The sequence below is a fragment of the Escherichia sp. KTE159 genome (genome assembly GCF_000408805.1).
GTDB classification, from domain to species: domain Bacteria; phylum Pseudomonadota; class Gammaproteobacteria; order Enterobacterales; family Enterobacteriaceae; genus Escherichia; species Escherichia marmotae.
In genome coordinates, this window is record NZ_KE137292.1 from 581,240 (window position 1) to 605,184 (window position 23,945).

The 23,945-nt window shown below is 50.1% G+C and carries 22 protein-coding genes and 1 tRNA gene; 12 read left to right on the forward strand and 11 right to left on the reverse strand.

Annotated elements, in window-relative coordinates:
• The 3 genes from A31E_RS18630 to pnuC all read left to right on the forward strand — a co-directional run bounded on the left by A31E_RS18630 (position 1) and on the right by pnuC (position 2,142).
• Positions 1 to 76 (forward strand) — tRNA-Lys (locus A31E_RS18630).
• Between the two features lie 265 nt (positions 77 to 341).
• Positions 342 to 1,385, forward strand: coding sequence for a quinolinate synthase NadA (gene nadA, locus A31E_RS18625; protein WP_016248492.1), 1,044 nt, complete (start codon positions 342 to 344; stop codon positions 1,383 to 1,385).
• Between the two features lie 37 nt (positions 1,386 to 1,422).
• Positions 1,423 to 2,142 (forward strand): nicotinamide riboside transporter PnuC, encoded by a 720-nt coding sequence (gene pnuC, locus A31E_RS18620; RefSeq protein WP_016248493.1) that lies wholly within the window; start codon positions 1,423 to 1,425, stop codon positions 2,140 to 2,142.
• Here pnuC and zitB read toward each other — a convergent pair.
• A complete protein-coding gene (gene zitB / locus A31E_RS18615; protein WP_016248494.1) occupies positions 2,139 to 3,074 on the reverse strand; it encodes a CDF family zinc transporter ZitB in 936 nt (311 codons plus the stop codon). The two genes, pnuC and zitB, sit on opposite strands and share 4 nt — an antisense overlap.
• A gap of 113 nt (positions 3,075 to 3,187) precedes the next feature.
• Positions 3,188 to 3,568 carry a YbgS-like family protein gene (locus tag A31E_RS18610; RefSeq protein ID WP_000784357.1) on the reverse strand — a complete coding sequence of 127 codons (381 nt, stop codon included), beginning with the start codon at positions 3,566 to 3,568 and terminating at the stop codon, positions 3,188 to 3,190.
• Between the two features lie 315 nt (positions 3,569 to 3,883).
• On the opposite strand from A31E_RS18610, the gene aroG reads away from it, so the two are divergent.
• On the forward strand, positions 3,884 to 4,936 hold the full coding sequence (gene aroG, locus A31E_RS18605) for a 3-deoxy-7-phosphoheptulonate synthase AroG (protein WP_001109190.1): 1,053 nt from the start codon (positions 3,884 to 3,886) through the stop codon (positions 4,934 to 4,936).
• Positions 4,937 to 5,108: 172 nt separating this feature from the next.
• Here aroG and gpmA read toward each other — a convergent pair whose 3' ends face one another.
• The 7 genes from gpmA to modE all read right to left on the reverse strand — a co-directional run bounded on the left by gpmA (position 5,109) and on the right by modE (position 12,911).
• On the reverse strand, positions 5,109 to 5,861 hold the full coding sequence (gene gpmA / locus A31E_RS18600) for a 2,3-diphosphoglycerate-dependent phosphoglycerate mutase (protein WP_001295305.1): 753 nt from the start codon (positions 5,859 to 5,861) through the stop codon (positions 5,109 to 5,111).
• 202 nt (positions 5,862 to 6,063) lie between these two features.
• A complete protein-coding gene (galM, locus tag A31E_RS18595) occupies positions 6,064 to 7,104 on the reverse strand; it encodes a galactose-1-epimerase (RefSeq protein ID WP_016248495.1) in 1,041 nt (346 codons plus the stop codon).
• Positions 7,098 to 8,246: a galactokinase gene (gene galK, locus A31E_RS18590; RefSeq protein WP_001516014.1), complete on the reverse strand. Its 1,149-nt coding sequence runs from the start codon at positions 8,244 to 8,246 to the stop codon at positions 7,098 to 7,100. Before galK ends, galM begins: the two co-directional genes overlap by 7 nt.
• A gap of 3 nt (positions 8,247 to 8,249) precedes the next feature.
• Positions 8,250 to 9,296: a galactose-1-phosphate uridylyltransferase gene (galT, locus tag A31E_RS18585; protein WP_000191515.1), complete on the reverse strand. Its 1,047-nt coding sequence runs from the start codon at positions 9,294 to 9,296 to the stop codon at positions 8,250 to 8,252.
• 9 nt (positions 9,297 to 9,305) lie between these two features.
• The gene (gene galE, locus A31E_RS18580) at positions 9,306 to 10,322 is read right to left on the reverse strand and encodes a UDP-glucose 4-epimerase GalE (protein WP_001265440.1); all 1,017 of its coding nucleotides are present in this window, start codon (positions 10,320 to 10,322) and stop codon (positions 9,306 to 9,308) included.
• 260 nt (positions 10,323 to 10,582) lie between these two features.
• Entirely contained in the window at positions 10,583 to 12,055 is a 1,473-nt protein-coding gene (gene modF, locus A31E_RS18575) for a molybdate ABC transporter ATP-binding protein ModF (RefSeq protein WP_000096852.1), read from the reverse strand.
• 67 nt (positions 12,056 to 12,122) lie between these two features.
• On the reverse strand, positions 12,123 to 12,911 hold the full coding sequence (modE, locus tag A31E_RS18570) for a molybdenum-dependent transcriptional regulator (protein WP_001147452.1): 789 nt from the start codon (positions 12,909 to 12,911) through the stop codon (positions 12,123 to 12,125).
• A gap of 128 nt (positions 12,912 to 13,039) precedes the next feature.
• On the opposite strand from modE, the gene acrZ reads away from it, so the two are divergent.
• The 4 genes from acrZ to modC all read left to right on the forward strand — a co-directional run bounded on the left by acrZ (position 13,040) and on the right by modC (position 15,879).
• On the forward strand, positions 13,040 to 13,189 hold the full coding sequence (gene acrZ / locus A31E_RS18565) for a multidrug efflux pump accessory protein AcrZ (protein WP_000891515.1): 150 nt from the start codon (positions 13,040 to 13,042) through the stop codon (positions 13,187 to 13,189).
• A 166-nt stretch (positions 13,190 to 13,355) separates the two neighbouring features.
• Complete coding sequence (modA, locus tag A31E_RS18560; protein ID WP_001516017.1) at positions 13,356 to 14,129, forward strand: molybdate ABC transporter substrate-binding protein; 774 nt, start codon at positions 13,356 to 13,358, stop codon at positions 14,127 to 14,129.
• Complete coding sequence (modB, locus tag A31E_RS18555) at positions 14,129 to 14,818, forward strand: molybdate ABC transporter permease subunit (protein ID WP_000604034.1); 690 nt, start codon at positions 14,129 to 14,131, stop codon at positions 14,816 to 14,818. The genes modA and modB overlap by 1 nt, the downstream gene beginning before the upstream one ends.
• 2 nt (positions 14,819 to 14,820) lie before the next feature.
• Positions 14,821 to 15,879, forward strand: a complete 1,059-nt coding sequence (gene modC, locus A31E_RS18550) for a molybdenum ABC transporter ATP-binding protein ModC (RefSeq protein WP_000891658.1) — start codon at positions 14,821 to 14,823, stop codon at positions 15,877 to 15,879.
• Here modC and ybhA read toward each other — a convergent pair whose 3' ends face one another.
• On the reverse strand, positions 15,880 to 16,698 hold the full coding sequence (ybhA, locus tag A31E_RS18545; RefSeq protein ID WP_000213424.1) for a bifunctional pyridoxal phosphate/fructose-1,6-bisphosphate phosphatase: 819 nt from the start codon (positions 16,696 to 16,698) through the stop codon (positions 15,880 to 15,882).
• Between the two features lie 154 nt (positions 16,699 to 16,852).
• Here ybhA and pgl point away from each other — a divergent pair, with 154 nt between their 5' ends.
• Complete coding sequence (gene pgl / locus A31E_RS18540; protein ID WP_016248496.1) at positions 16,853 to 17,848, forward strand: 6-phosphogluconolactonase; 996 nt, start codon at positions 16,853 to 16,855, stop codon at positions 17,846 to 17,848.
• Positions 17,849 to 17,889: 41 nt separating this feature from the next.
• On the opposite strand, the gene A31E_RS18535 is transcribed toward pgl, so the two are convergent.
• Positions 17,890 to 18,843, reverse strand: a complete 954-nt coding sequence (locus tag A31E_RS18535; protein ID WP_001516019.1) for a LysR family transcriptional regulator — start codon at positions 18,841 to 18,843, stop codon at positions 17,890 to 17,892.
• A 183-nt stretch (positions 18,844 to 19,026) separates the two neighbouring features.
• Here A31E_RS18535 and A31E_RS18530 point away from each other — a divergent pair, with 183 nt between their 5' ends.
• From A31E_RS18530 to A31E_RS18520, 3 genes are all read left to right on the forward strand, one after another.
• On the forward strand, positions 19,027 to 20,079 hold the full coding sequence (locus A31E_RS18530; RefSeq protein WP_000723670.1) for a 4-oxalomesaconate tautomerase: 1,053 nt from the start codon (positions 19,027 to 19,029) through the stop codon (positions 20,077 to 20,079).
• Between the two features lie 75 nt (positions 20,080 to 20,154).
• Positions 20,155 to 21,588, forward strand: a complete 1,434-nt coding sequence (locus A31E_RS18525) for an anion permease (RefSeq protein ID WP_001036492.1) — start codon at positions 20,155 to 20,157, stop codon at positions 21,586 to 21,588.
• A 67-nt stretch (positions 21,589 to 21,655) separates the two neighbouring features.
• Positions 21,656 to 23,917, forward strand: coding sequence for a hydratase (locus A31E_RS18520; protein ID WP_016248497.1), 2,262 nt, complete (start codon positions 21,656 to 21,658; stop codon positions 23,915 to 23,917).
• The last annotated feature ends 28 nt before the right edge of the window (positions 23,918 to 23,945 follow it).

The following is a 23,945-nucleotide window of genomic DNA, read 5'->3' on the forward strand; positions in this document are numbered from 1 at the left end:
GGGTCGTTAGCTCAGTTGGTAGAGCAGTTGACTTTTAATCAATTGGTCGCAGGTTCGAATCCTGCACGACCCACCAATGTGAAAAGGCACCCTAAAGGTGCCTTTTTGCTATCTTAACATCCCTCGATTTTAATTCGTAAGTTCCCACGCTTGATGAGTGAATAACCTTATGTAGGTCGGATAAGCGCAAAGCGTTGCATCCAATATCACGTACGTAATTCTTGTGACTTTTCCCTGCCATTCGGTTATCTTGTTTAGCATATAAAACAAATGAAATCGGTAATAGCGATATCACGCTTCATATCGGTTTAAATGTTAAGTCTGCAAAACGAGATAGCAAGATGAGCGTGATGTTTGATCCTGAAGCAGCGATTTATCCTTTCCCAGCAAAGCCGACGCCGTTAAGCATTGATGAAAAAGCGTATTACCGCGAGAAAATAAAACACCTGCTGAAAGAACATAATGCGGTTATGGTCGCCCACTACTACACCGACCCTGAAATCCAACAACTGGCGGAGGAAACCGGCGGCTGCATTTCCGATTCGCTGGAAATGGCGCGCTTTGGTGCAAAGCATCCTGCTTCTACGCTGTTAGTTGCTGGGGTGAGATTTATGGGAGAAACCGCCAAAATCCTCAGCCCGGAAAAAACAATTCTGATGCCCACACTTAAGGCCGAATGTTCACTGGATCTCGGGTGCCCCATTGAAGAATTTAACGCATTTTGTGATGCCCATCCCGATCGTACTGTCGTCGTCTACGCTAACACGTCTGCTGCGGTAAAAGCGCGTGCAGATTGGGTGGTGACTTCAAGCATTGCCGTCGAACTTATTGATCATCTGGATAGTTTGGGGGAAAAAATCATCTGGGCACCAGACAAACATTTGGGGCGTTACGTGCAAAAACAGACGGGCGCAGACATCTTATGCTGGCAAGGTGCCTGCATCGTTCATGATGAGTTTAAGACTCAGGCGTTAACCCGCTTACAAAAACAATACCCTGACGCTGCCATACTGGTACATCCGGAGTCACCCCAGGCCATTGTCGATATGGCCGATGCGGTCGGTTCCACAAGTCAGTTGATCAATGCTGCGAAAACATTGCCGCATCAACGGCTTATTGTGGCGACGGATCGGGGGATCTTCTACAAAATGCAGCAAGCGGTGCCTGACAAGGAGCTACTGGAAGCGCCAACCGCTGGCGAGGGTGCAACCTGCCGTAGCTGTGCGCATTGCCCGTGGATGGCCATGAATGGCCTCCAGGCCATCGCAGAGGCATTAGAACAGGGAGGAAGCAAACACGAGGTTCATGTTGATGAAAAGCTGCGAGAGAGGGCGCTGGTGCCGCTCAACCGTATGCTGGATTTTGCGGCTACACTACGTGGATAGCTGACAATAAGGCATCATGCTACGCATTGGAGGAAAGATGGATTTTTTTAGCACACAGAACATTCTGGTTCATATACCGATCGGTACTGGCGGTTACGATCTCTCATGGATCGAAGCGGTAGGGACGATCGCTGGGTTACTGTGTATTGGCCTTGCCAGCCTGGAGAAGATCAGCAACTACTTTTTTGGTCTGATCAACGTTACCTTGTTTGGCATTATTTTCTTTCAGATTCAATTGTATGCCAGCTTACTGCTGCAGGTATTTTTCTTTGCCGCTAACATTTATGGCTGGTATGCCTGGTCGCGACAAACCAGTCAGCATGAAGCCGAGTTGAAAATTCGCTGGCTGCCACTGCCGAAGGCATTAACCTGGTTGGCTGTTTGCGTCGTTGCCATTGGTCTGATGACGGTATTTATCAACCCGGTATTTGCGTTCCTGACCCGCGTGGCGGTAATGATTATGCAAGCGTTGGGTCTACAAGTGGCTATGCCAGAATTGCAACCAGACGCCTTCCCATTCTGGGATTCCTGCATGATGGTACTCTCCATCGTGGCAATGATCCTGATGACACGTAAATACGTCGAAAACTGGTTACTGTGGGTCATTATTAACGTGATCAGCGTGGTGATTTTCGCCTTGCAGGGGGTTTATGCCATGTCGCTGGAGTATCTGATCCTGACCTTTATTGCCCTGAACGGCAGCCGGATGTGGATAAACAGCGCACGCGAAAGAGGTTCACGCGCGCTGTCTCATTAATGGTGATGATGTGAATGGCCGGAAACCTCTTGATTAAGGTGGCAATCCGGCCCATGACAAGGCTGATATTCCATCTGAATCGTGGCGTGCTCAATCTGATAGTTGTCCATCAGATAGTGTTGGATCTTGTCCAACAATGCGTCGTGATCGTGTGGCGGGATCACCTGCACATGCAGCGTCATTACTGGCTTCTCGCCCACCATCCACACGTGTACATGATGCACATTGCGCACTTCCGGGATTTCCCGGCACATGCGGCGCTTCAGTTCAGCGATATCCAGCGAAACCGGCGCACCTTCAAGTAATTCATTCACGCTGTCTTTCAATAATCGCCAGGCACTGCGCAGAACCAGAAGTGAAACGAGAATGGAAAGAATAGGGTCAGCAGGCGTCCAGCCGGTCCAGATAATAATCAACGCCGCGATGATAGCGCCGACAGAACCCAGCAGATCCCCCAGGACATGCAACGCTGCCGCGCGTACATTGAGATTTTTCTCTTCACTGCCACGATGCAGCAACCAGAAAGAAAGCACATTCGCCAGCAATCCAGCCACGGCAATAGTCATCATCATACCGCCTTCAACCGGACGTGGCGTGCGGAAGCGTTCTATCGCCTCCCAGACAATCAAAATAGTAATCACCACCAGGGCGATGGCATTTACAAACGCCGCGAGGGTGGTCAATCGAAGCCAGCCGAAAGTATGGCGAATGGTGGGGGGACGACGGGAAAATTGAACGGCAAGTAGGGCGAAAAGCAGGGCGGCAGTATCGGTCAGCATATGACCCGCATCAGCCAGCAATGCCAGAGAACCGGAAAGAAAGCCGCCAATAACTTCAACCAGCATAAAACCGGCGGTAACGCCGAAAGCATATAACAAGCGACGAGCATTATTATCTTCTGGCAGATGTGCGGAAGTGTGTGAGTGCGCCATGACGAGTCATCCCTTAATTAATCTCACTTAACTTTATGACATCATACTGCTTTTAGAAGGGAAAAATTAAAAGGGAGAGACTCCGCTCTCCCTGTATTGGCTTTATTGCAGGATTACTGTGTTGTACCGTCGGTTTTGGTATCGACATCATTGTTGATGCCATCACCGGTTTGTACTTTTTTATTGATGTCCGGACAGCGACCATCTTTGCACATCGTATTTTTGTGCTCTTCATCTTTGGTCATGCCATCATTATCCATTGATGAACCGTTCGGGTGCAGCATGGTGCCGCCCGAGTTGCTATTAACCCCGCTATTATCGACGTTATTTGGCGCGACATTTTCACGGGCATCTGGGGCAACCTGGCCCGCATCAGCCGCAGCGTTTGCCTGGCCGTTATTAGTTTGTGCGCCGCTATCGGCAGCCAGTGCAGCTCCGCTGGCAAGACTAAGAGTGGCAGTCAGAAATAGAGTGGCCAGTTTTGTCATTTTCATACGATGCTCCTGTTATGGTCGTTATGTCGGATAACCTCTTCCAACAGTGCATTTGCAGGTGATTGTCAGGCAATGGTTTAAGATTTCAGCCAGAAGAATAAATCCAGCAGAGAATCTTGAAAAAATTAATAAATAAAGAAGTTACAGTTAGAAATTGTAGGTGAGATCTCGTTTTTCGCGACAATCTGGCGTTTTTCTTGCTAATTCCAGGATTATTCCGTTCATAGTGTAAAACCCCGTTTACACATTCTGACGGAAGATATAGATTGGAACTATTGCATTCACTAAATTAAGTATGGCAACACTGGAACAGACATGAATTATCAGAACGACGATTTACGCATCAAAGAAATCAAAGAGTTACTTCCGCCTGTCGCACTGCTGGAAAAATTCCCCGCTACCGAAAATGCCGCGAATACGGTTGCCCATGCCCGTAAAGCGATCCACAAGATCCTGAAAGGTAATGATGATCGCCTGTTAGTGGTGATTGGCCCTTGTTCAATTCATGATCCTGTAGCCGCTAAAGAGTATGCAACCCGCTTGCTGGCGCTGCGTGAAGAGCTGAAAGACGAGCTGGAAATCGTCATGCGTGTCTATTTTGAAAAGCCGCGTACGACAGTGGGTTGGAAAGGGTTGATCAACGATCCGCATATGGATAACAGCTTCCAGATCAACGACGGTTTGCGCATTGCTCGTAAATTGCTGCTCGACATTAACGATAGTGGCCTGCCAGCAGCAGGTGAGTTTCTCGATATGATCACCCCGCAGTATCTGGCCGACCTGATGAGTTGGGGCGCAATTGGCGCACGTACAACCGAATCGCAGGTTCACCGTGAACTGGCGTCTGGTCTTTCTTGCCCGGTAGGATTCAAAAATGGCACCGATGGCACGATTAAAGTGGCTATTGATGCCATTAATGCTGCTGGTGCGCCACACTGCTTCCTGTCAGTGACCAAATGGGGTCATTCGGCAATTGTGAATACCAGCGGTAACGGCGATTGCCATATCATTCTGCGCGGCGGTAAAGAGCCTAACTACAGTGCGAAACACGTTGCTGAAGTGAAAGAAGGGCTGAAAAAAGCGGGTTTACCGGCGCAGGTTATGATTGATTTCAGCCATGCAAATTCGTCCAAACAATTCAAAAAGCAGATGGAAGTTTGCGCTGACGTTTGCCAGCAGATTGCCGGTGGTGAAAATGCCATTATTGGCGTGATGGTGGAAAGTCACCTGGTTGAAGGGAACCAGAGTCTGGAAAGCGGTGAGCCGCTGGCCTATGGCAAGAGCATCACCGATGCCTGCATTGGCTGGGAAGATACCGACTCTCTGTTACGTCAACTGGCGAACGCCGTAAAAGCACGTCGCGGATAAGGTTTATAGTCCCGACCTGCGAATCGCCATGACTGTACGTTTGTAGGCTTGATAAGACGCGTAGCGTCGCATCAGGCAATGTGCTCCGTTGTCAGTTACGTACGCCTTGTGCAAAAACAAAAAAAGCCGACTCACTTGCAGTCGGCTTTCTCATTTTTTCAACGGATTACGCTTACTTTGCTTTACCCTGGTTCGCAACGGCCGCTGCTTTCGCCGCGATCTCGTCAGCATTACCCAGGTAATAACGTTTCAGAGGTTTGAAGTTTTCGTCAAACTCATACACCAGCGGTACGCCAGTCGGGATATTCAGCTCAAGGATCTCTTCTTCACTCATGTTATCGAGATATTTCACCAGCGCACGCAGGGAGTTACCATGTGCCGCGATGATCACGCGCTCACCGCTCTTCATGCGTGGCAGAATGGTTTCATTCCAGTAAGGGATCACGCGGTCAATGGTCAGCGCCAGGCTTTCCGTCAGCGGCAGCTCTTTTTCGCTCAGTTTAGCGTAACGCGGATCGTGGCCCGGATAACGCTCATCATCTTTAGTCAGTTCCGGCGGAGTTACCGCAAAACCACGACGCCACTGTTTCACCTGCTCGTCGCCATATTTTTCAGCGGTTTCCGCTTTGTTCAGACCCTGCAACGCACCGTAGTGACGTTCGTTCAATTTCCAGGATTTCTCAACGGGCAGCCATGCCTGATCCAGTTCGTCCAGCACATTCCACAGAGTATGGATAGCGCGCTTCAGCACAGAGGTGTAAGCAAAGTCAAAGCTGTAACCTTCCTCTTTCAGCAGCTTGCCTGCTGCTTTTGCTTCGCTTACGCCTTTCTCAGACAGATCCACGTCGTACCAACCGGTGAAACGGTTTTCTTTATTCCACTGGCTTTCGCCATGACGAACCAGAACCAGCTTAGTTACAGCCATATACTTACTCCTCAAATCATTATTTAATGATAATAATTCTCATTATATTGCCGTGGGATAACAACAGCAATGCTTACGCATAACCATAGCGAAAATAGTGTCGCAGTGTAAGGTTGTTGTGAATATTGAGTTGCAAATATGTCTTCATTTGCTGGCAAGATGAACGATACGATGAGAAAGCCCTCATATTGAGGGCTTGAAGTCACTGTGCAATAAACTGATATTCCGTCTGGCTGGAATACTCTTCGCCTGGGCGTAAGAAACAGTCCGGCTGCGGCCATTCAGGATGGTTCGGGCTGTCCGGCAAAAACTCGCTTTCCAGCGCCAGACCTTGCCAGTCGGCGTAAGGTTCAGTTCCCCGCGAGGGTGTGCCACCAAGGAAGTTGCCGGAGTAAAATTGCAAAGCCGGAGCGGTGGTGTAGACCTTAAGCTGCAATTTTTCATCTGCTGACCAGACATGCGCTGCCACTTTCTTGCCATCGCCTTTGGCCTGCAACAAGAACGCGTGATCGTAACCTTTCACTTTGCGCTGATCTTCGTCGGCAAGAAACTCACTGGCGATGATTTTGGCGCTGCGGAAATCAAAAGACGTACCGGCAACAGATTTCAGTCCGTTGTGCGGAATACCGCTTTCATCTACCGGCAGATATTCGTCAGCCAGAATCTGCAGCTTGTGATTACGCACGTCAGACTGTTCACCGTCGAGGTTGAAATAGACGTGGTTAGTCATATTCACCGGGCAAGGTTTATCAACCGTGGCGCGATAGGTGATAGAGATACGGTTATCATCGGTCAGACGATACTGCACCGTCGCGCCGAGATTACCCGGAAAGCCCTGATCGCCATCTTCTGAAGTCAGGGCAAACAGCACCTGACGATCGTTCTGATTTACAATCTGCCAGCGACGTTTATCGAATCCTTCCGGGCCGCCGTGTAGCTGGTTGACACCCTGACTTGGCAACAGCGTGACAGTTTCGTCGTCAAAGGTATAACGGCTATTGGCGATACGGTTGGCATAGCGACCAATAGAGGCCCCCAGAAATGCGGCCTGATCCTGATAGCATTCCGGGCTGGCACAGCCGAGCAGCGCCTCGCGGACGCTGCCATCGGAAAGCGGAATACGGGCGGAAAGTAAAGTTGCACCCCAGTCCATCAGCGTGACTACCATCCCTGCGTTGTTACGCAAAGTTAACAGTCGGTACGGCTGACCATCGGGTGCCAGTGCGGGAGTTTCATTCAGCACTGTCCTGCTCCTTGTGATGGTTTACACACGTAAAAAGTCTCTTTAATGCCTGTTTTTGCTTCATATTGTTCAGCAACAGCGTGCTGTACTGCAGGCACCAGTTCTTCCGGGATCAGCGCAACAATACAGCCGCCAAACCCACCACCGGTCATGCGCACGCCCCCTTTGTCGCCAATCACTGCTTTTACGATTTCTACCAGGGTGTCAATTTGCGGTACGGTGATTTCGAAATCATCGCGCATAGAGGCATGAGACTCCGCCATCAACTCACCCATACGTTTCAGGTCGCCTTGCTCCAGCGCGTTGGCAGCTTCAACGGTACGGGCGTTTTCGGTCAGAACGTGACGCACGCGTTTTGCGACGATCGGATCCAGTTCATGCGCTACGGCGTTGAACTCTTCAATGGTGACATCGCGCAGGGCTGGCTGTTGGAAGAAACGCGCACCGGTTTCACACTGTTCACGGCGGGTGTTGTATTCGCTGCCGACCAGAGTGCGTTTGAAGTTACTGTTGATAATCACCACCGCCACACCTTTCGGCATGGAAACAGCTTTAGTCCCCAGTGAGCGGCAGTCGAGCAATAATGCATGATCTTTCTTGCCCAGAGCGGAAATCAACTGATCCATGATCCCGCAGTTACAGCCCACAAACTGGTTTTCAGCTTCCTGACCGTTAAGCGCGATTTGTGCGCCGTCCAGCGGCAGATGGTAAAGCTGTTGCAATACAGTACCGACTGCGACTTCCAGCGAAGCGGAAGAACTTAACCCGGCACCCTGCGGCACGTTGCCGCTGATCACCATGTCCACGCCACCAAAGCTGTTATTGCGCAGTTGTAGATGTTTCACCACGCCACGGACATAGTTGGCCCATTGGTAGCTGTCATGCGCGACAATGGGCGCATCAAGGGAAAACTCGTCAATCTGATTTTCATAATCGGCAGCCATAACGCGTACTTTGCGATCATCACGCGGCGCACAGCTAATTACCGTTTGATAATCAATCGCGCAGGGCAGAACAAAACCATCGTTGTAGTCGGTGTGTTCGCCAATTAGATTCACGCGGCCAGGCGCCTGAATGGTATGAGTGGCAGGGTAGCCAAATGCGTTGGCAAACAGAGATTGTGTTTTTTCTTTCAGACTCATTTCTTACACTCCGGATTCGCGAAAATGGATATCGCTGACTGCACGCAAACGCTCTGCTGCCTGTTCTGCTGTCAGGTCTCGCTGGGTTTCTGCCAGCATTTCATAACCGACCATAAATTTACGCACGGTGGCAGAGCGTAACAGAGGGGGATAAAAGTGCGCGTGCAACTGCCAGTGTTGGTTCTCTTCGCCATTAAACGGCGCACCGTGCCAGCCCATCGAGTAAGGGAAGGAGCACTGGAAAAGATTGTCATAACGACTGGTCAGCTTTTTCAACGCCAGTGCCAGATCGCTGCGCTGGGCGTCGGTCAAATCGGTGATCCGCAGAACATGGGCTTTGGGCAGCAGCAACGTTTCGAACGGCCAGGCAGCCCAGTAAGGCACCACGGCTAACCAGTGTTCGGTTTCAACAACGGTACGGCTACCATCAGCCAGTTCACGCTGGACATAATCCACCAGCATGGGGGATTTCTGTTGGGCGAAATATTCTTTTTGCAGGCGGTCTTCGCGCTCAGCTTCGTTAGGCAGGAAGCTATTTGCCCAAATCTGTCCGTGCGGATGCGGGTTCGAGCAGCCCATTGCCGCCCCTTTGTTTTCAAACACCTGCACCCACGGGTACGTTTTTCCCAGCTCTGCGGTTTGCTCCTGCCAGGTTTTGACGATTTCCGTCAACGCGGCAACGCTTAACTCTGGCAGCGTTTTACTGTGATCCGGTGAAAAGCAGATCACCCGGCTGGTGCCACGTGCGCTCTGGCAACGCATCAGCGGATCGTTGCTTTCTGGTGCATCTGGCGTGTCAGACATCAATGCCGCAAAGTCATTGGTGAAAACGTAAGTCCCGGTGTAATCGGGGTTTTTATCGCCTGTAACCCGCACATTACCTGCGCAGAGGAAGCAATCAGGATCGTGCGCAGGCAACACCTGTTTAGCTGGCGTTTCCTGCGCCCCCTGCCAGGGGCGCTTTGCGCGATGCGGTGAAACCAGAATCCATTGCCCGGTGAGCGGGTTATAGCGGCGATGTGGATGATCAACGGGATTAAATTGCGTCATGGTCGTTCCTTAATCGGGATATCCCTGTGGATGGCGTGACTGCCAGTGCCAGGTGTCCTGCGCCATTTCATCGAGTGTGCGCGTTACGCGCCAGTTCAGTTCGCGGTCGGCTTTGCTGGCATCCGCCCAGTAGGCCGGGAGGTCGCCCGCACGACGCGGTGCAAAATGATAGTTAACCGGCTTGCCGCAGGCTTTACTGAAGGCATTAACCACGTCCAGCACGCTGCTGCCTACGCCTGCACCGAGGTTGTAGATGTGTACGCCTGGCTTGTTCGCCAGTTTTTCCATCGCCACGACGTGACCGTCCGCCAGATCCATTACGTGGATGTAATCGCGAACACCAGTGCCATCTTCGGTCGGATAATCGTTACCAAAAATAGCCAGAGAGTCGCGACGGCCTACAGCAACCTGGGCGATATATGGCATCAGGTTATTCGGAATACCTTGCGGATCTTCGCCCATATCGCCCGACGGATGCGCACCAACCGGGTTGAAGTAGCGCAGCAGAGCAATGCTCCAGTCCGGCTGGGCTTTTTGCAGGTCGGTAAGGATCTGTTCCACCATCAGCTTGCTTTTGCCGTAAGGGCTTTGCGGTGTGCCGGTCGGGAAGCTCTCAACGTAAGGAATTTTGGGTTGATCGCCATAGACGGTGGCGGAGGAGCTGAAGATAAAGTTTTTGACGTTCGCGGCGCGCATGGCGCTAATCAGACGCAGGGTGCCATTGACGTTGTTATCGTAATATTCCAGCGGTTTTTGTACCGACTCGCCAACGGCTTTCAGCCCGGCGAAGTGGATCACGGTATCGATAGCGTGATCGTGCAGGATCTCGGTCATCAACGCTTCGTTGCGAATATCGCCTTCAACAAATGTCGGATGTTTGCCGCCTAAACGCTCGATAACAGGCAGTACACTGCGCTTACTGTTACAGAGGTTATCAAGAATGATGACATCATGACCGTTTTGCAGTAATTGCACACAGGTATGACTTCCAATGTAACCGCTACCACCGGTAACCAGAACTCTCATAATTCGCTCCATCAGGCTTATGGTATGAAATAACCATAGCATAACAAAGATGCGAAAAGTGTGACATGGAATAAATTAGTGGAATCGTTTACACAAGAATTTAGCCATCTTTTATGTGCGATTAAGCGATTATAAAACAGAGAGTTGGTGAATGATTGCGTCTTTTATCTGAAAAAAGAGGTGTTTTCATGCCTGGATGTGTCTAACCGTAGGCCGGATTAGGCGTTTACGCCGCATCCGGCACAGTCAGCATTACAGACTTAGCTTATTTTTGTCAGCGCATAGCGATAGAGGTCGCCATCCGGCACGAACTCCAGCCGATGGGTAATACAGGCTGGTGCATCTTCAGCGTGGTGCGAAACAAACAACAACTGCGTTTCACCTTCGCTAATCAGTATATCCACAAAACGGCGGATAAGCTGGCGATTCAGCGGGTCAAGCCCTTGTAAAGGTTCATCGAGAATAAGCAATGTAGGATGCTTCACCAACGCCCGCACGATTAACGCCAGACGCTGCTGTCCCCAGGAAAGACTATGGAAGGGCGCGTCAGCGGTGCGTTTATCAATGCCGAGAATATCCAGCCACTGTTGCACCAGTTTTTTCTGGCGATCTGAAACGGCCTGATAAATGCCAATGGAATCAAAATAACCAGAAAGGATCACGTTGCGCACGGTAGTACTGACGCGGTAATCCAGATGCAAACTACTGCTGACGTAACCGATATGCTTTTTGATATCCCAGATGGTTTCACCGCTGCCGCGACGCCGTCCGAAAAGCGTCAAATCGTTGCTGTAACCTTGCGGATGATCGCCAGTAATCAGGCTTAATAACGTCGATTTTCCCGCGCCATTTGGCCCGACAATTTGCCAGTGTTCACCAGGATTCACCTGCCAGCTAAGGTTGTTAAGAATAGGGCGATCGTTATAAGAAACCACGCCGTTATTTAGTACAATTCGTGGTTCGCTGGCGGGTAAGGTGTGACGTGCTGAAGGCTCATCCGGCTCTGGTAGATGCACGCCATCAAGCCGCTCACTGTGTGCCAGTTGGGCGACGAGAGCCTGCCGGAGCAGTTCCTCTTTAGCGCCAGTTTCCGTTAATGTGCAATCCGCCAGCACACCGGCAAACTGGACAAATTCCGGGATCTCATCGAAGCGATTGAGTACCAATACCAGAGTAATCCCTGACTGATGTAACGAAGCGAGTAGTTCTGCCAGTTGCTGACGTGAGGCAACATCAAGACCATCGAACGGTTCATCTAAAATCAGCAAGTCAGGCTCCGACATCAGCGCCTGACACAAAAGGGTTTTGCGCGTTTCGCCAGTAGAAAGATATTTAAAACGTCGGTCGAGGAGAGCGGTAATGCTGAACTGTTGCGCCAGTTGAGCGCAACGCTGAGTATCCTTAACTTCATCCTGAATGATCTCTGCCGTGGTGCGCCCGGTGTCATCTTCGCCAGGGCTGAGCATATCGGTGTTATTACGCAGCCATTCATCGCTGACGAGCTTTTGCAATTGCTCGAAGGAGAGACGAGTGATGTGGGAAAACTGGCTTTGCCGTTCGCCTTTCAATAGCGGAAGTTCACCTGCCAGCGCGCGAGCCAGCGCCGACTTCCCGCTACCGTTAGAACCGACAAACGCCCAACTATCACCCGCGTTTAAATTTAGCTGATGCAATTGCAGCGTTTTTGTGTCGCTAAGACGAAACGTGCCTTGCAAAATCTGCAACGATGACATTTTGTATCCCATTTTGTGCAGCGATTACTGACAGGGATACGTGTTTCATAACAAATTGTCAACACGCTTAACACAGCGTGGCGATAATCACACTGTCGGCGTTAAAGTAAGCCGTGACATTTTGCCCTTGCTTAAGAGATGCGGCTTCATTTACCGGCACCGTGGCGCACAGGGTTTGCCCGTCTGGTAACGCCATTAATACTTCGCACTGTTCCGCGCCGCGCTCAATATGACTAATAATACCCGGTAATTGGTTGTCGGCACCCTGGGCCACCGTGTCATCCTGGGTAATGTTCACCCACGGCGCTTTCAGCAGAATCAACACTTCTTTGCCTTCATCCAGCCCCAGACGCGCGCCACTTTGCGCGGTAATTGCGACTTTTAACCGTGTTTTGCCGTCGGCCAGTAAGACATCAACATGCTGTTGAACGTCATCATGATCGCGTGCGGTGATGGTGCCGAACCATTGGTTACGGGCGCTGGTTTGCAGTGAGAAACGTGAGATAGCTGCCAGCAGGCTGTTCAGCGGCAGGGCGTCATCGTCACTTAACACATCAAAGGCTTTTTGCTGGATCTGGGCGAGAAGATCGTAAAGCTGAATCAGCCGCTGACCATAGCGGGTCAGTACCGCACCGCCGCCGCCTTTTCCACCCGTTGCACGCTCAACCAGCGTATGCTCACTTAACTGATTCATCTCGTTAATGGCATCCCAGGCGCTTTTATAGCTGATACCGGCATCTTTTGCCCCCTGGCTGATGGAACCGGAAAGCGCGATGTGCTTTAGTAGCGAAATGCGGCGTGGGTCGGCAAAGAGCTTTTGTTGAAGCTTAAGAGTGAGAAGGATTTCGGCCTGCATAACAATGTCCTGGCAAAAGTCTTATTGTGACGGAAAATGAGCGCCACGCAAAGCTGACCGCACAAAAGGGGAGTGCTTTTCTGTGCTTAGCGGTTAGAATAATGACAGGACTATATCTGGAGTTGACCATGTTAGAGTTATTAAAAAGTCTGGTATTCGCCGTAATCATGGTACCTGTTGTGATGGCCATCATCCTGGGTCTGATTTACGGTCTTGGTGAAGTATTCAACATCTTTTCTGGTGTTGGTAAAAAAGACCAGCCCGGACAAAATCATTGATTCCATGAATGCCCGCTCAGTCGGGCATTTTCTTTTTCCTCAACTTCCTGCTTTTCCTGCCGATATTTTTTCTAACTACCTCTCAAAGGTTAACAATAACTGCTGGGAAAATTCTGAACTTGCCGTTATATTGATGCCTACATAACGTTAAATAAAGGGGTTACAAATGGCTCGTAAATGGTTAAACCTGTTTGCCGGGGCGGCGCTCTCTTTCACCGTTGCTGGCAACGCGTTGGCGGATGAAGGGAAAATCACGGTTTTTGCTGCAGCATCACTGACCAACGCGATGCAGGATATCGCCACACAGTATAAAAAAGAGAAGGGCGTGGATGTCGTTTCTTCTTTTGCCTCTTCTTCTACCTTAGCTCGTCAGATTGAAGCTGGCGCACCAGCGGATCTGTTTATTTCTGCCGATCAGAAATGGATGGATTATGCAATTGATAAAAAAGGGATTGATACCGCCACGCGTCAGACATTGCTCGGCAATAGCCTGGTCGTTGTAGCACCGAAAACCAGCGAGCAGAAAGAGTTCACCATCGATAGCAAAACTAACTGGACCACTTTACTGAATGGCGGTCGCCTGGCTGTTGGTGATCCGGAACATGTTCCGGCTGGCATTTATGCGAAAGAAGCTCTGCAAAAACTGGGCGCATGGGATACCCTCTCCCCGAAACTGGCTCCGGCAGAAGATGTTCGCGGGGCACTGGCGCTGGTTGAACGCAATGAAGCACCGCTGGGCATTGTTTACGGTTCTGACGCGGTTGCCAGCAAAGGGGTAAAAGTGGTTGCTACCTTCCCGGAAGATTCGCATAAAAAAGTGGAATATCCGGTTGCTGTCGTGGAAGGGCATAACAATGCGACAGTGAAAGCATTTTACGATTATCTGAAGGGACCGCAGGCAGCGGAAATCTTTAAACGTTACGGATTTACAACTAAGTAATGATACTGACCGATCCAGAATGGCAGGCAGTTTTATTAAGCCTGAAAGTTTCTTCCCTGGCTGTGCTGTTTAGCCTGCCGTTTGGGATCTTTTTTGCCTGGTTACTGGTGCGCTGCACGTTTCCGGGCAAAGCTCTGCTCGACAGTGTACTGCATCTACCTCTGGTGTTACCGCCAGTGGTCGTCGGTTACTTGCTGTTAGTTTCGATGGGGCGGCGCGGATTTATCGGTGAACGTCTGTATGACTGGTTTGGCATTACCTTCGCGTTTAGCTGGCGTGGCGCAGTCCTCGCTGCCGCAGTCATGTCTTTTCCACTGATGGTGCGGGCGATTCGTCTGGCGCTGGAAGGGGTTGATGTCAAACTGGAACAGGCCGCAAGAACGCTGGGGGCCGGGCGTTGGCGCGTTTTCTTTACTATTACCTTACCGCTGACGTTGCCGGGAATTATCGTCGGTACGGTACTGGCTTTCGCACGTTCGCTCGGTGAATTTGGCGCCACCATCACCTTTGTTTCGAACATTCCTGGCGAAACGCGGACCATTCCTTCTGCCATGTATACCCTGATCCAGACTCCTGGCGGCGAAAGCGGCGCGGCAAGACTTTGTATTATCTCTATTGCGCTGGCGATGATCTCCCTGCTGATCTCGGAATGGCTGGCCAGAATCAGTCGTGAACGGGCGGGGCGTTAATCATGCTGGAATTGAATTTTTCCCAGACTTTGGGCAACCATTGCCTGACCATTAATGAAAAGCTGCCAGCTAATGGCATCACCGCTATCTTTGGTGTTTCCGGTGCGGGAAAAACCTCGCTAATTAACGCTATCAGTGGGCTGACTCGTCCGCAAAAAGGGCGAATTGTCCTCAATGGTCGGGTATTAAATGATGCCGAAAAAGGTATCTGCCTGACGCCGGAAAAGCGTCGCGTTGGCTATGTTTTTCAGGATGCGCGGCTGTTTCCGCATTACAAAGTGCGTGGCAATCTGCGCTATGGCATGGCGAAAAGCATGGTCGATCAGTTCGACAAACTGGTGGCGCTTTTAGGTATTGAACCCTTGCTTGACCGCTTACCGGGCAGTCTTTCCGGGGGCGAAAAACAGCGCGTGGCGATTGGTCGGGCCTTGCTGACGGCTCCGGAATTACTGTTACTGGATGAACCGCTGGCGTCGCTGGATATTCCGCGTAAACGCGAACTGTTGCCTTATTTGCAACGTTTGACGCGGGAAATCAACATTCCAATGCTCTATGTCAGCCATTCACTGGATGAGATCCTTCATCTGGCAGACCGGGTTATGGTGCTGGAAAACGGTCAGGTGAAAGCCTTTGGTGCACTGGAAGACGTCTGGGGCAGTAGCGTGATGAATCCGTGGCTGCCGAAAGAGCAACAAAGCAGCATTCTGAAAGTGACGGTACTGGAGCATCACCCGCATTATGCGATGACCGCGCTGGCGCTGGGCGATCAGCATTTGTGGGTTAATAAGCTGGACGAACCGCTGCAAGCCGCGCTACGTATTCGCATTCAGGCATCCGATGTCTCTCTGGTTTTACAACCACCGCAGCAAACCAGCATCCGCAACGTGTTGCGCGCAAAAGTGGTCAACAGTTATGACGATAATGGTCAGGTGGAAGTCGAACTGGAAGTCGGCGGTAAAACGCTGTGGGCGCGTATTAGCCCGTGGGCCAGGGACGAACTGGCAATCAGACCGGGTCTGTGGCTGTACGCGCAAATTAAAAGTGTGTCGATAACTGCCTGATTAAATCAGGTGGCTATAAATGAACTGGGCAATGCTGTCAGTGGTATTGTCACCAATCACAATGTTGGCGCGAGCTTTTACCGCATCATCAGCATTGCCCATTGCCACACCTGTGCCAGCAGCTTCCAGCATACTGATATCATTAAAGTTATCGCCAAATGCAATCACGTTTTCCATTGACCAGCCTTGTGCTTCAATCCATTTCGTCAGGCGTTTGCCTTTACTATTACCGCCGCGCGCAATATCAACCTGATCGTGCCAGGACCATTCACACTCTAACCCCAACTCGTGTTCAACATGTTTACCAAAATGCTGCAATTGCGGCAGATCATCGTGCGTCAGAGCGAATTTCCACACCGCATTAACTTCTTGTGCCGTCTCGGCCAGTGAGGCTACCTGGGTAAAAGTCGGACGTTGTTCCGGTGGCAGTGTCTGTGCCCAGTTAGAGGTACGAATAACATGCCCGGTCGGGTGCTCATAAACCATCGCATCATCCACATACATCAGACCGTGAATGTGGTGTTCATTCAACATCTCAATGAGTTGCAAGGCCTTGTTGACGGGCATTGGGTCAGCTTCCAACACAGTTTTTGCATGATAATCATACAAATAGGTGCCATTACAGCAAATAGCAGGTGTATCCAGCGCCAGTGCCTGATAAAAAGGGTGGATAGCGACGTGATGGCGACCCGTGACGATAATCAATTGATAGCCAGCTTCGCGAGCGCGGGCAAGTGCTTCTATTGATGAAGGAAGTAGGGTCTTTTTCGGGGTCAATAAGGTGCCGTCTAAGTCGAGAGCAATCACGCGTGTGGTCATGGCGTTTTCCAGATTAAGGTTAAGAATTTTCGTCTAAGTGAATGGTACACCGATACCACTATCGGACAAAATTCTGCGCTTTAATTCAGCATTCACCGCCAAAAGCGACTAATTTTAGCTGTTACAGTCAGTTGCTAAATGCAAAGGAGCATTCATGAAGCAAACCGTTTATATCGCCAGCCCTGAGAGTCAGCAAATTCACGTCTGGAACCTGGATCATGAAGGCGCACTGACGCTGACACAGGTTGTTGATGTCCCGGGACAGGTGCAGCCGATGGTGGTCAGCCCGGATAAGCGTTATCTCTATGTTGGCGTTCGTCCGGAGTTTCGCGTACTGGCGTATCGCATTGCACCAGACGATGGCGCACTGACATTCGCCGCAGAGTCGGCGTTGCCGGGTAGCCCGACCCATATTTCCACCGATCATCAGGGACAATTTGTTTTTGTCGGCTCTTACAACGCAGGCAATGTAAGCGTAACGCGTCTGGAAGATGGCCTGCCAGTGGGCGTGGTCGATGTGGTTGAGGGACTGGACGGCTGCCATTCCGCCAATATTTCGCCGGATAACCGCACGCTGTGGGTTCCGGCATTAAAGCAGGATCGTATTTGCCTGTTTACGGTCAGCGATGACGGTCATCTGGTGGCGCAGGATCCGGCAGAAGTGACTACCGTCGAAGGTGCCGGCCCACGTCATATGGTGTTCCATCCAAACGAACAATATGCTTATTGTGTCAATGAATTAAACAGCTCAGTTGATGTCTGGGAACTGAAAGATCCGCACGGCAATATCGAATGTGTACAGACCCTGGATATGATGCCGGAAAACTTTTCCGACACCCGTTGGGCGGCTGATATTCATATCACTCCGGATGGTCGACATTTATATGCTTGTGACCGTACCGCCAGCCTGATTACCGTCTTCAGCGTCTCGGAAGATGGCAGTGTGTTAAGTAAAGAGGGCTTCCAGCCAACTGAAACCCAGCCGCGCGGCTTTAACGTCGATCACAGCGGCAAGTACCTGATTGCTGCCGGACAAAAATCTCACCACATCTCAGTGTACGAAATTGTCGGTGAGCAGGGGCTGCTGCATGAAAAAGGTCGCTATGCGGTCGGACAGGGGCCAATGTGGGTAGTGGTGAACGCACACTAACCGTTGACTTACCCGGCGCTGAATCTATTGCGCCGGGTGTATTAACTCATCTCCTGTAACGCATGTCTCTGGCGTTCGACGATATTGGTCCACAAATTGTCTTTATCGTCAGTCCACAAATTAATCAGTAAGGCAAAAAAGCGTTCTGCCGCTGGAGAAAGTACGGCATCTTTGCGGCGAATAATCCCCAATGTCCGACGAATAACCGGTTCCACCAGCGGAATACCGATGATAGAAGAATAGGGCGCATGGGGCATTGCCAGACCAGGAAGCGCCGAAATCCCCAACCCCGCCTCAACCAGTCCTAATGACGTCGAAAGATGACGCACTTCGTAAAACCAGTCCAGCTTCCAGGGCTTGTCGGCCAGTTTTTGCTCAATCAGCAGTCGGTTGCCGCTGGAGGAGCGTACACCAATCATTTTGTAACCCGCCAGTTCCTGCCATTCCACTAGCTGCTTTTTGGCTAATGGATGGTCACGCCGACAGGCCAGCACGAACGGCTCGTTGACCAGTGGGGTAAAATCAATGGATGAATTTGTGATGTTGTTCATGTTTATGCCAAAGTCAGACTCGTTACATAGCACCGACTCCATGCAATTATTCGTGCCTTGTTCCAGAATCCGCACTTTAATATTGGGATATAGCTCATTAAATTTGCCGATCGCCAACGGTAAAAAATAGAACACCGCGGTTGGAATACACGCTAATGTCACCATACCTCGATGATGAGCATTCATGCCGCGAATATTAAAAAGAGTTTCATCAAATTTATTTATTAATCCCCGAGCCTCTGGTAGCAGCATTTTTCCCGCTTTTGTTAAAGTAACCTTGCGAGTTGTACGCTCAAAGAGCTGGATATGTAAATCCTCTTCCATCTTTTTTATTCTGCGTGTTAATGCAGGTTGCGTAATATTAAGTAATTTAGCGGCGTTGTTAAATGAACTGGACTCTGCCAGCGTGACAAACGCCTTCATACTTGATAATTCATGCTTCATTACTACTCCGAAAAATGGAACCTGTGCTTTTTAGTAATTTACAGTTAAACAGTTTAACTGCAATTTAATTACTTAAATTAATGAAAAAATGTTATTAATCGTTGAGCTAAAGTCATTAGAGATGCTTTGCCCTTAATGTGACCATATCGCAATAAGTTATGTTTTTAAATTGAGGGCATTATTATGAAAAAAATACCCTGCGTGATGATGCGAGGTGGAACCTCGAGGGGGGCGTTCCTGTTAGCGGAACATTTACCCGAAGATCAAACGCAGCGCGATAAAATATTGATGGCAATTATGGGTTCCGGGAATGATCTGGAAATTGACGGTATCGGCGGCGGTAATCCGCTGACCAGTAAAGTCGCCATTATTAGCCGTTCCAGCGATTCGCGTGCTGATGTCGATTATTTGTTTGCACAGGTAATCGTCCATGAGCAGCGTGTCGATACTACGCCTAACTGCGGCAATATGTTGTCTGGCGTTGGGGCATTCGCGATTGAAAATGGTTTGATCACTGCAACGTCACCGGTTACTCGCGTGCGTATCCGCAACGTCAATACTGACACACTCATCGAAGCTGATGTGCAAACGCCAAATGGTGTCGTCGAGTACGAAGGTAGCGCCAGAATTGACGGCGTGCCAGGAACTGCCGCACCGGTCGCGCTCACTTTCCTGAATGCCGCAGGGACGAAAACTGGAAAAGTTTTCCCGACGGATAAACCGATTGATTATTTTGACGATGTTCCGGTGACCTGTATCGATATGGCCATGCCGGTGGTCATTATTCCTGCTGAATATCTTGGAAAAACAGGCTATGAATTGCCTGTGGAATTAGATGCTGATAAAGCATTATTAGCCCGTGTTGAATCTATCCGTCTGCAAGCCGGTAAAGCAATGGGGTTAGGAGATGTCAGCAATATGGTAATTCCTAAACCCGTGCTTATTTCCCCAGCGCAGAAAGGCGGTGCGATTAATGTACGTTATTTTATGCCGCATTCTTGTCATCGCGCGCTGGCGATAACCGGAGCTATTGCCATATCCAGTAGCTGTGCGCTGGAAGGCACGGTCACCCGGCAAATTGTTCCTTCAGTGAGTTACGGCAATATCAATATTGAACACCCCAGTGGTGCGCTTGACGTTCATTTAAGTAATGAAGGTCAGGATGCCACAACGTTACGTGCATCTGTTATTCGGACGACCAGAAAAATATTTTCCGGTGAAGTTTATCTTCCCTGAAAAATTTCTTTGCCGTGATAAGGACAATCAATAAAGGAATTCTGTATTAATAATACAGAAAGTGCAGGATATTAAATGAATAAAAAATCATTATGGAAGCTAATTCTGATATTAGCGATCCCGTGTATTATTGGCTTTATGCCAGCCCCGGCAGGATTAAGTGAACTGGCGTGGGTGCTTTTTGGTATTTATCTGGCAGCAATTGTAGGGCTGGTCATCAAGCCTTTCCCGGAACCTGTCGTGCTGTTAATTGCGGTTGCTGCCTCGATGGTGGTGGTGGGTAACTTATCTGGTGGAGAGTTCAAAACCACCGCCGTACTAAGTGGATACTCTTCCGGTACAACCTGGCTGGTATTCTCTGCGTTCACCTTAAGCGCCGCGTTTGTTACCACCGGCTTAGGTAAACGTATCGCTTATCTGCTGATTGGTAAAATTGGTAGCACTACCCTGGGACTGGGTTACGTTACCGTATTCCTCGATCTGGTACTGGCTCCGGCAACACCGTCTAACACCGCGCGTGCTGGCGGTATCGTATTGCCGATTATCAACAGCGTGGCGGTGGCTCTGGGTTCTGAACCGGAAAAAAGCCCGCGTCGTGTTGGGCATTACCTGATGATGTCCATTTACATGGTCACCAAAACCACCAGCTATATGTTCTTTACCGCAATGGCGGGGAACATCCTGGCGCTGAAAATGATCAACGACATTCTGCACCTGCAAATTAGCTGGGGTGGGTGGGCGCTGGCTGCCGGTTTGCCTGGCATCATTATGCTGCTGGTCACTCCACTGGTGATTTACACCATGTATCCACCAGAAATCAAAAAAGTGGATAACAAAACCATCGCCAAAGCGGGTCTTTCTGAACTGGGGCCGATGAAAATTCGCGAAAAAATGCTGCTCGGTGTATTTGTGCTGGCGCTGCTGGGGTGGATTTTCAGTAAGACTCTTGGGGTTGATGAATCTACCGTGGCTATTGTTGTTATGGCGACCATGCTGCTGCTGGGTATTGTGACCTGGGAAGACGTGGTTAAAAATAAAGGCGGCTGGAATACCTTAATCTGGTACGGCGGTATTATCGGCTTAAGCTCACTATTATCGAAAGTAAAATTCTTTGAATGGTTAGCCGAAGTCTTTAAAAATAATCTGGCATTTGATGGTCACGGTAACGTTGCCTTCTTCGTGATTATTTTCCTTAGCATCATTGTGCGTTATTTCTTCGCTTCCGGTAGTGCCTATATCGTAGCTATGTTACCGGTATTTGCCATGCTGGCGAATGTCTCCGGTGCACCGTTAATGTTAACCGCGTTGGCTCTGCTGTTCTCCAACTCCTACGGCGGCATGGTCACTCACTATGGCGGCGCGGCAGGTCCGGTCATCTTCGGCGTGGGTTACAACGATATTAAATCCTGGTGGTTGGTCGGTGCGGTACTGACGATATTAACTTTCCTGGTACATATCACCCTCGGTGTATGGTGGTGGAATATGCTGATCGGCTGGAACATGCTGTAAATATTCTCAAATATCCCTTCATTATCTTTCTGCGCACTTTACGGTGCGCAGATATCTGGAGTCTCTGATGATCAAGTTGTCTGAAAAAGGCGTGTTTCTCGCCAGTAATAACGAAATAATTGCCGAAGAATATTTCACTGGCGAAATAAAAAAAGAAGAAGCCAAAAAAGGCACGATTTCCTGGTCTATTCTCTCTTCCCATAATACGTCAGGAAATATGGACAAACTTAAAATTAAGTTTGATTCATTGGCCTCACACGATATTACCTTTGTCGGGATTATTCAGACCGCCAAAGCCTCCGGGATGGAGCGTTTTCCGCTGCCGTATGTGCTGACCAATTGCCATAACTCATTGTGTGCAGTGGGTGGCACTATTAATGGCGATGACCATATTTTTGGTTTATCGGCAGCTCAGCGTTATGGCGGTATTTTTGTGCCTCCGCACATTGCGGTAATCCATCAATATATGCGTGAGATGATGGCAGGCGGCGGAAAAATGATCCTCGGGTCAGACAGCCATACCCGCTACGGTGCGTTAGGTACGATGGCGGTTGGTGAAGGCGGCGGCGAGCTGGTTAAGCAACTGCTGAACGACACCTGGGATATCGACTATCCGGGCGTAGTAGCGGTACATCTGACCGGCAAACCAGCCCCCTATGTCGGGCCGCAGGATGTGGCGCTGGCGATTATCGGCGCGGTGTTCAAAAACGGTTATGTCAAAAACAAAGTGATGGAGTTCGTGGGGCCGGGTGTTGCGGCTCTCTCTACCGATTTCCGTAACAGCGTTGACGTGATGACCACTGAAACCACCTGTTTAAGCTCCGTCTGGCAAACTGATGACGAAGTGCATAACTGGCTGGCGCTGCACGGTCGCGGTGAGGATTACAGCCAGCTTAATCCACAGCCAATGGCTTATTACGACGGCTGTATTAGCGTTGATTTAAGCGCCATCAAGCCAATGATTGCGCTGCCATTCCATCCGAGCAACGTCTATGAAATTGACACGCTGAACCAGAATCTGACTGACATTCTGCGTGAGATTGAAATTGAGTCCGAACGCGTAGCGCATGGTAAAGCCAAACTCTCGCTGCTGGATAAAGTGGAAAATGGTCGCCTGAAAGTGCAGCAGGGGATTATTGCGGGTTGCTCTGGCGGTAACTATGAAAACGTCATCGCCGCAGCAAATGCGCTGCGCGGTCAATCTTGTGGCAACGACACTTTCTCGCTGGCGGTTTACCCGTCATCACAGCCGGTGTTTATGGATTTAGCCAAAAAAGGCGTAGTGGCGGATTTGATTGGCGCAGGCGCAATCATCAGAACCGCATTCTGCGGCCCATGTTTTGGCGCGGGTGATACGCCAATCAACAACGGTTTGAGTATTCGCCACACCACGCGTAACTTCCCGAACCGTGAAGGCTCTAAGCCAGCCAATGGCCAAATGTCAGCGGTGGCGTTGATGGACGCTCGTTCTATCGCCGCAACTGCCGCAAACGGTGGGTACTTAACTTCTGCCAGCGAACTCGACTGCTGGGGCAACGTGCCGGAGTACGCCTTCGATGTAACTCCGTATAAAAACCGTGTTTATCAGGGCTTTGTGAAAGGGGCGACTCAGCAACCGCTGATCTACGGGCCGAACATCAAAGACTGGCCAGAATTAGGTGCGCTGACTGACAATATCGTCCTTAAAGTGTGTTCGAAGATCCTCGACGAAGTGACCACTACCGACGAATTGATTCCTTCCGGTGAAACCTCTTCGTATCGTTCAAATCCGATTGGTCTGGCGGAGTTTACTTTGTCACGCCGCGATCCGGGTTATGTCGGCAGAAGTAAAGCCACTGCCGAGCTGGAAAATAAACGTCTGGCGGGGAACATCAGCGAGCTGGCAGAGGTGTTTGCGCGTATTAAGCAGATTGCTGGTCAGGAAAATATTGATCCGCTGCAAACTGAAATTGGCAGCATGGTCTATGCGGTCAAACCAGGCGATGGTTCTGCGCGTGAACAGGCGGCAAGCTGCCAGCGTGTAATTGGCGGTCTGGCGAATATTGCTGAGGAATATGCGACTAAACGTTACCGTTCTAACGTCATCAACTGGGGGATGTTACCGCTGCAAATGGTGGAAGTGCCGAGCTTTGACGTGGGGGATTACATTTATATTCCAGGCATTAAATCGGCGCTGGATAATCCCGGTACGACGTTCAAAGGTTACGTGATCCATGAAGATGTGCCAGTAACAGAAATTACACTCTATATGGAGAACCTGACTGCCGAAGAGCGCGAAATTATCAAGGCGGGGAGTTTGATTAACTTCAATAAAAACCGTCAGATGTAAAAAGCGTCATGTGAATGTAGGCCGCATC

What these genes read in the sequence shown, in the direction of transcription:
- nadA (WP_016248492.1), top strand. Translation starts at nt 342, where the DNA reads ATGAGCGTGATGTTTGATCCTGAAGCAGCGATTTATCCTTTCCCAGCA.
- pnuC (WP_016248493.1), top strand. Translation starts at nt 1,423, where the DNA reads ATGGATTTTTTTAGCACACAGAACATTCTGGTTCATATACCGATCGGT.
- zitB (WP_016248494.1), bottom strand. Translation starts at nt 3,074, where the DNA reads ATGGCGCACTCACACACTTCCGCACATCTGCCAGAAGATAATAATGCT.
- A31E_RS18610 (WP_000784357.1), bottom strand. Translation starts at nt 3,568, where the DNA reads ATGAAAATGACAAAACTGGCCACTCTATTTCTGACTGCCACTCTTAGT.
- aroG (WP_001109190.1), top strand. Translation starts at nt 3,884, where the DNA reads ATGAATTATCAGAACGACGATTTACGCATCAAAGAAATCAAAGAGTTA.
- gpmA (WP_001295305.1), bottom strand. Translation starts at nt 5,861, where the DNA reads ATGGCTGTAACTAAGCTGGTTCTGGTTCGTCATGGCGAAAGCCAGTGG.
- galK (WP_001516014.1), bottom strand. Translation starts at nt 8,246, where the DNA reads ATGAGTCTGAAAGAAAAAACACAATCTCTGTTTGCCAACGCATTTGGC.
- galT (WP_000191515.1), bottom strand. Translation starts at nt 9,296, where the DNA reads ATGACGCAATTTAATCCCGTTGATCATCCACATCGCCGCTATAACCCG.
- galE (WP_001265440.1), bottom strand. Translation starts at nt 10,322, where the DNA reads ATGAGAGTTCTGGTTACCGGTGGTAGCGGTTACATTGGAAGTCATACC.
- modF (WP_000096852.1), bottom strand. Translation starts at nt 12,055, where the DNA reads ATGTCATCGTTGCAGATTTTGCAAGGCACGTTTCGTCTTAGCGACACA.
- modE (WP_001147452.1), bottom strand. Translation starts at nt 12,911, where the DNA reads ATGCAGGCCGAAATCCTTCTCACTCTTAAGCTTCAACAAAAGCTCTTT.
- acrZ (WP_000891515.1), top strand. Translation starts at nt 13,040, where the DNA reads ATGTTAGAGTTATTAAAAAGTCTGGTATTCGCCGTAATCATGGTACCT.
- modA (WP_001516017.1), top strand. Translation starts at nt 13,356, where the DNA reads ATGGCTCGTAAATGGTTAAACCTGTTTGCCGGGGCGGCGCTCTCTTTC.
- modB (WP_000604034.1), top strand. Translation starts at nt 14,129, where the DNA reads ATGATACTGACCGATCCAGAATGGCAGGCAGTTTTATTAAGCCTGAAA.
- modC (WP_000891658.1), top strand. Translation starts at nt 14,821, where the DNA reads ATGCTGGAATTGAATTTTTCCCAGACTTTGGGCAACCATTGCCTGACC.
- ybhA (WP_000213424.1), bottom strand. Translation starts at nt 16,698, where the DNA reads ATGACCACACGCGTGATTGCTCTCGACTTAGACGGCACCTTATTGACC.
- pgl (WP_016248496.1), top strand. Translation starts at nt 16,853, where the DNA reads ATGAAGCAAACCGTTTATATCGCCAGCCCTGAGAGTCAGCAAATTCAC.
- A31E_RS18535 (WP_001516019.1), bottom strand. Translation starts at nt 18,843, where the DNA reads ATGAAGCATGAATTATCAAGTATGAAGGCGTTTGTCACGCTGGCAGAG.
- A31E_RS18530 (WP_000723670.1), top strand. Translation starts at nt 19,027, where the DNA reads ATGAAAAAAATACCCTGCGTGATGATGCGAGGTGGAACCTCGAGGGGG.
- A31E_RS18525 (WP_001036492.1), top strand. Translation starts at nt 20,155, where the DNA reads ATGAATAAAAAATCATTATGGAAGCTAATTCTGATATTAGCGATCCCG.
- A31E_RS18520 (WP_016248497.1), top strand. Translation starts at nt 21,656, where the DNA reads ATGATCAAGTTGTCTGAAAAAGGCGTGTTTCTCGCCAGTAATAACGAA.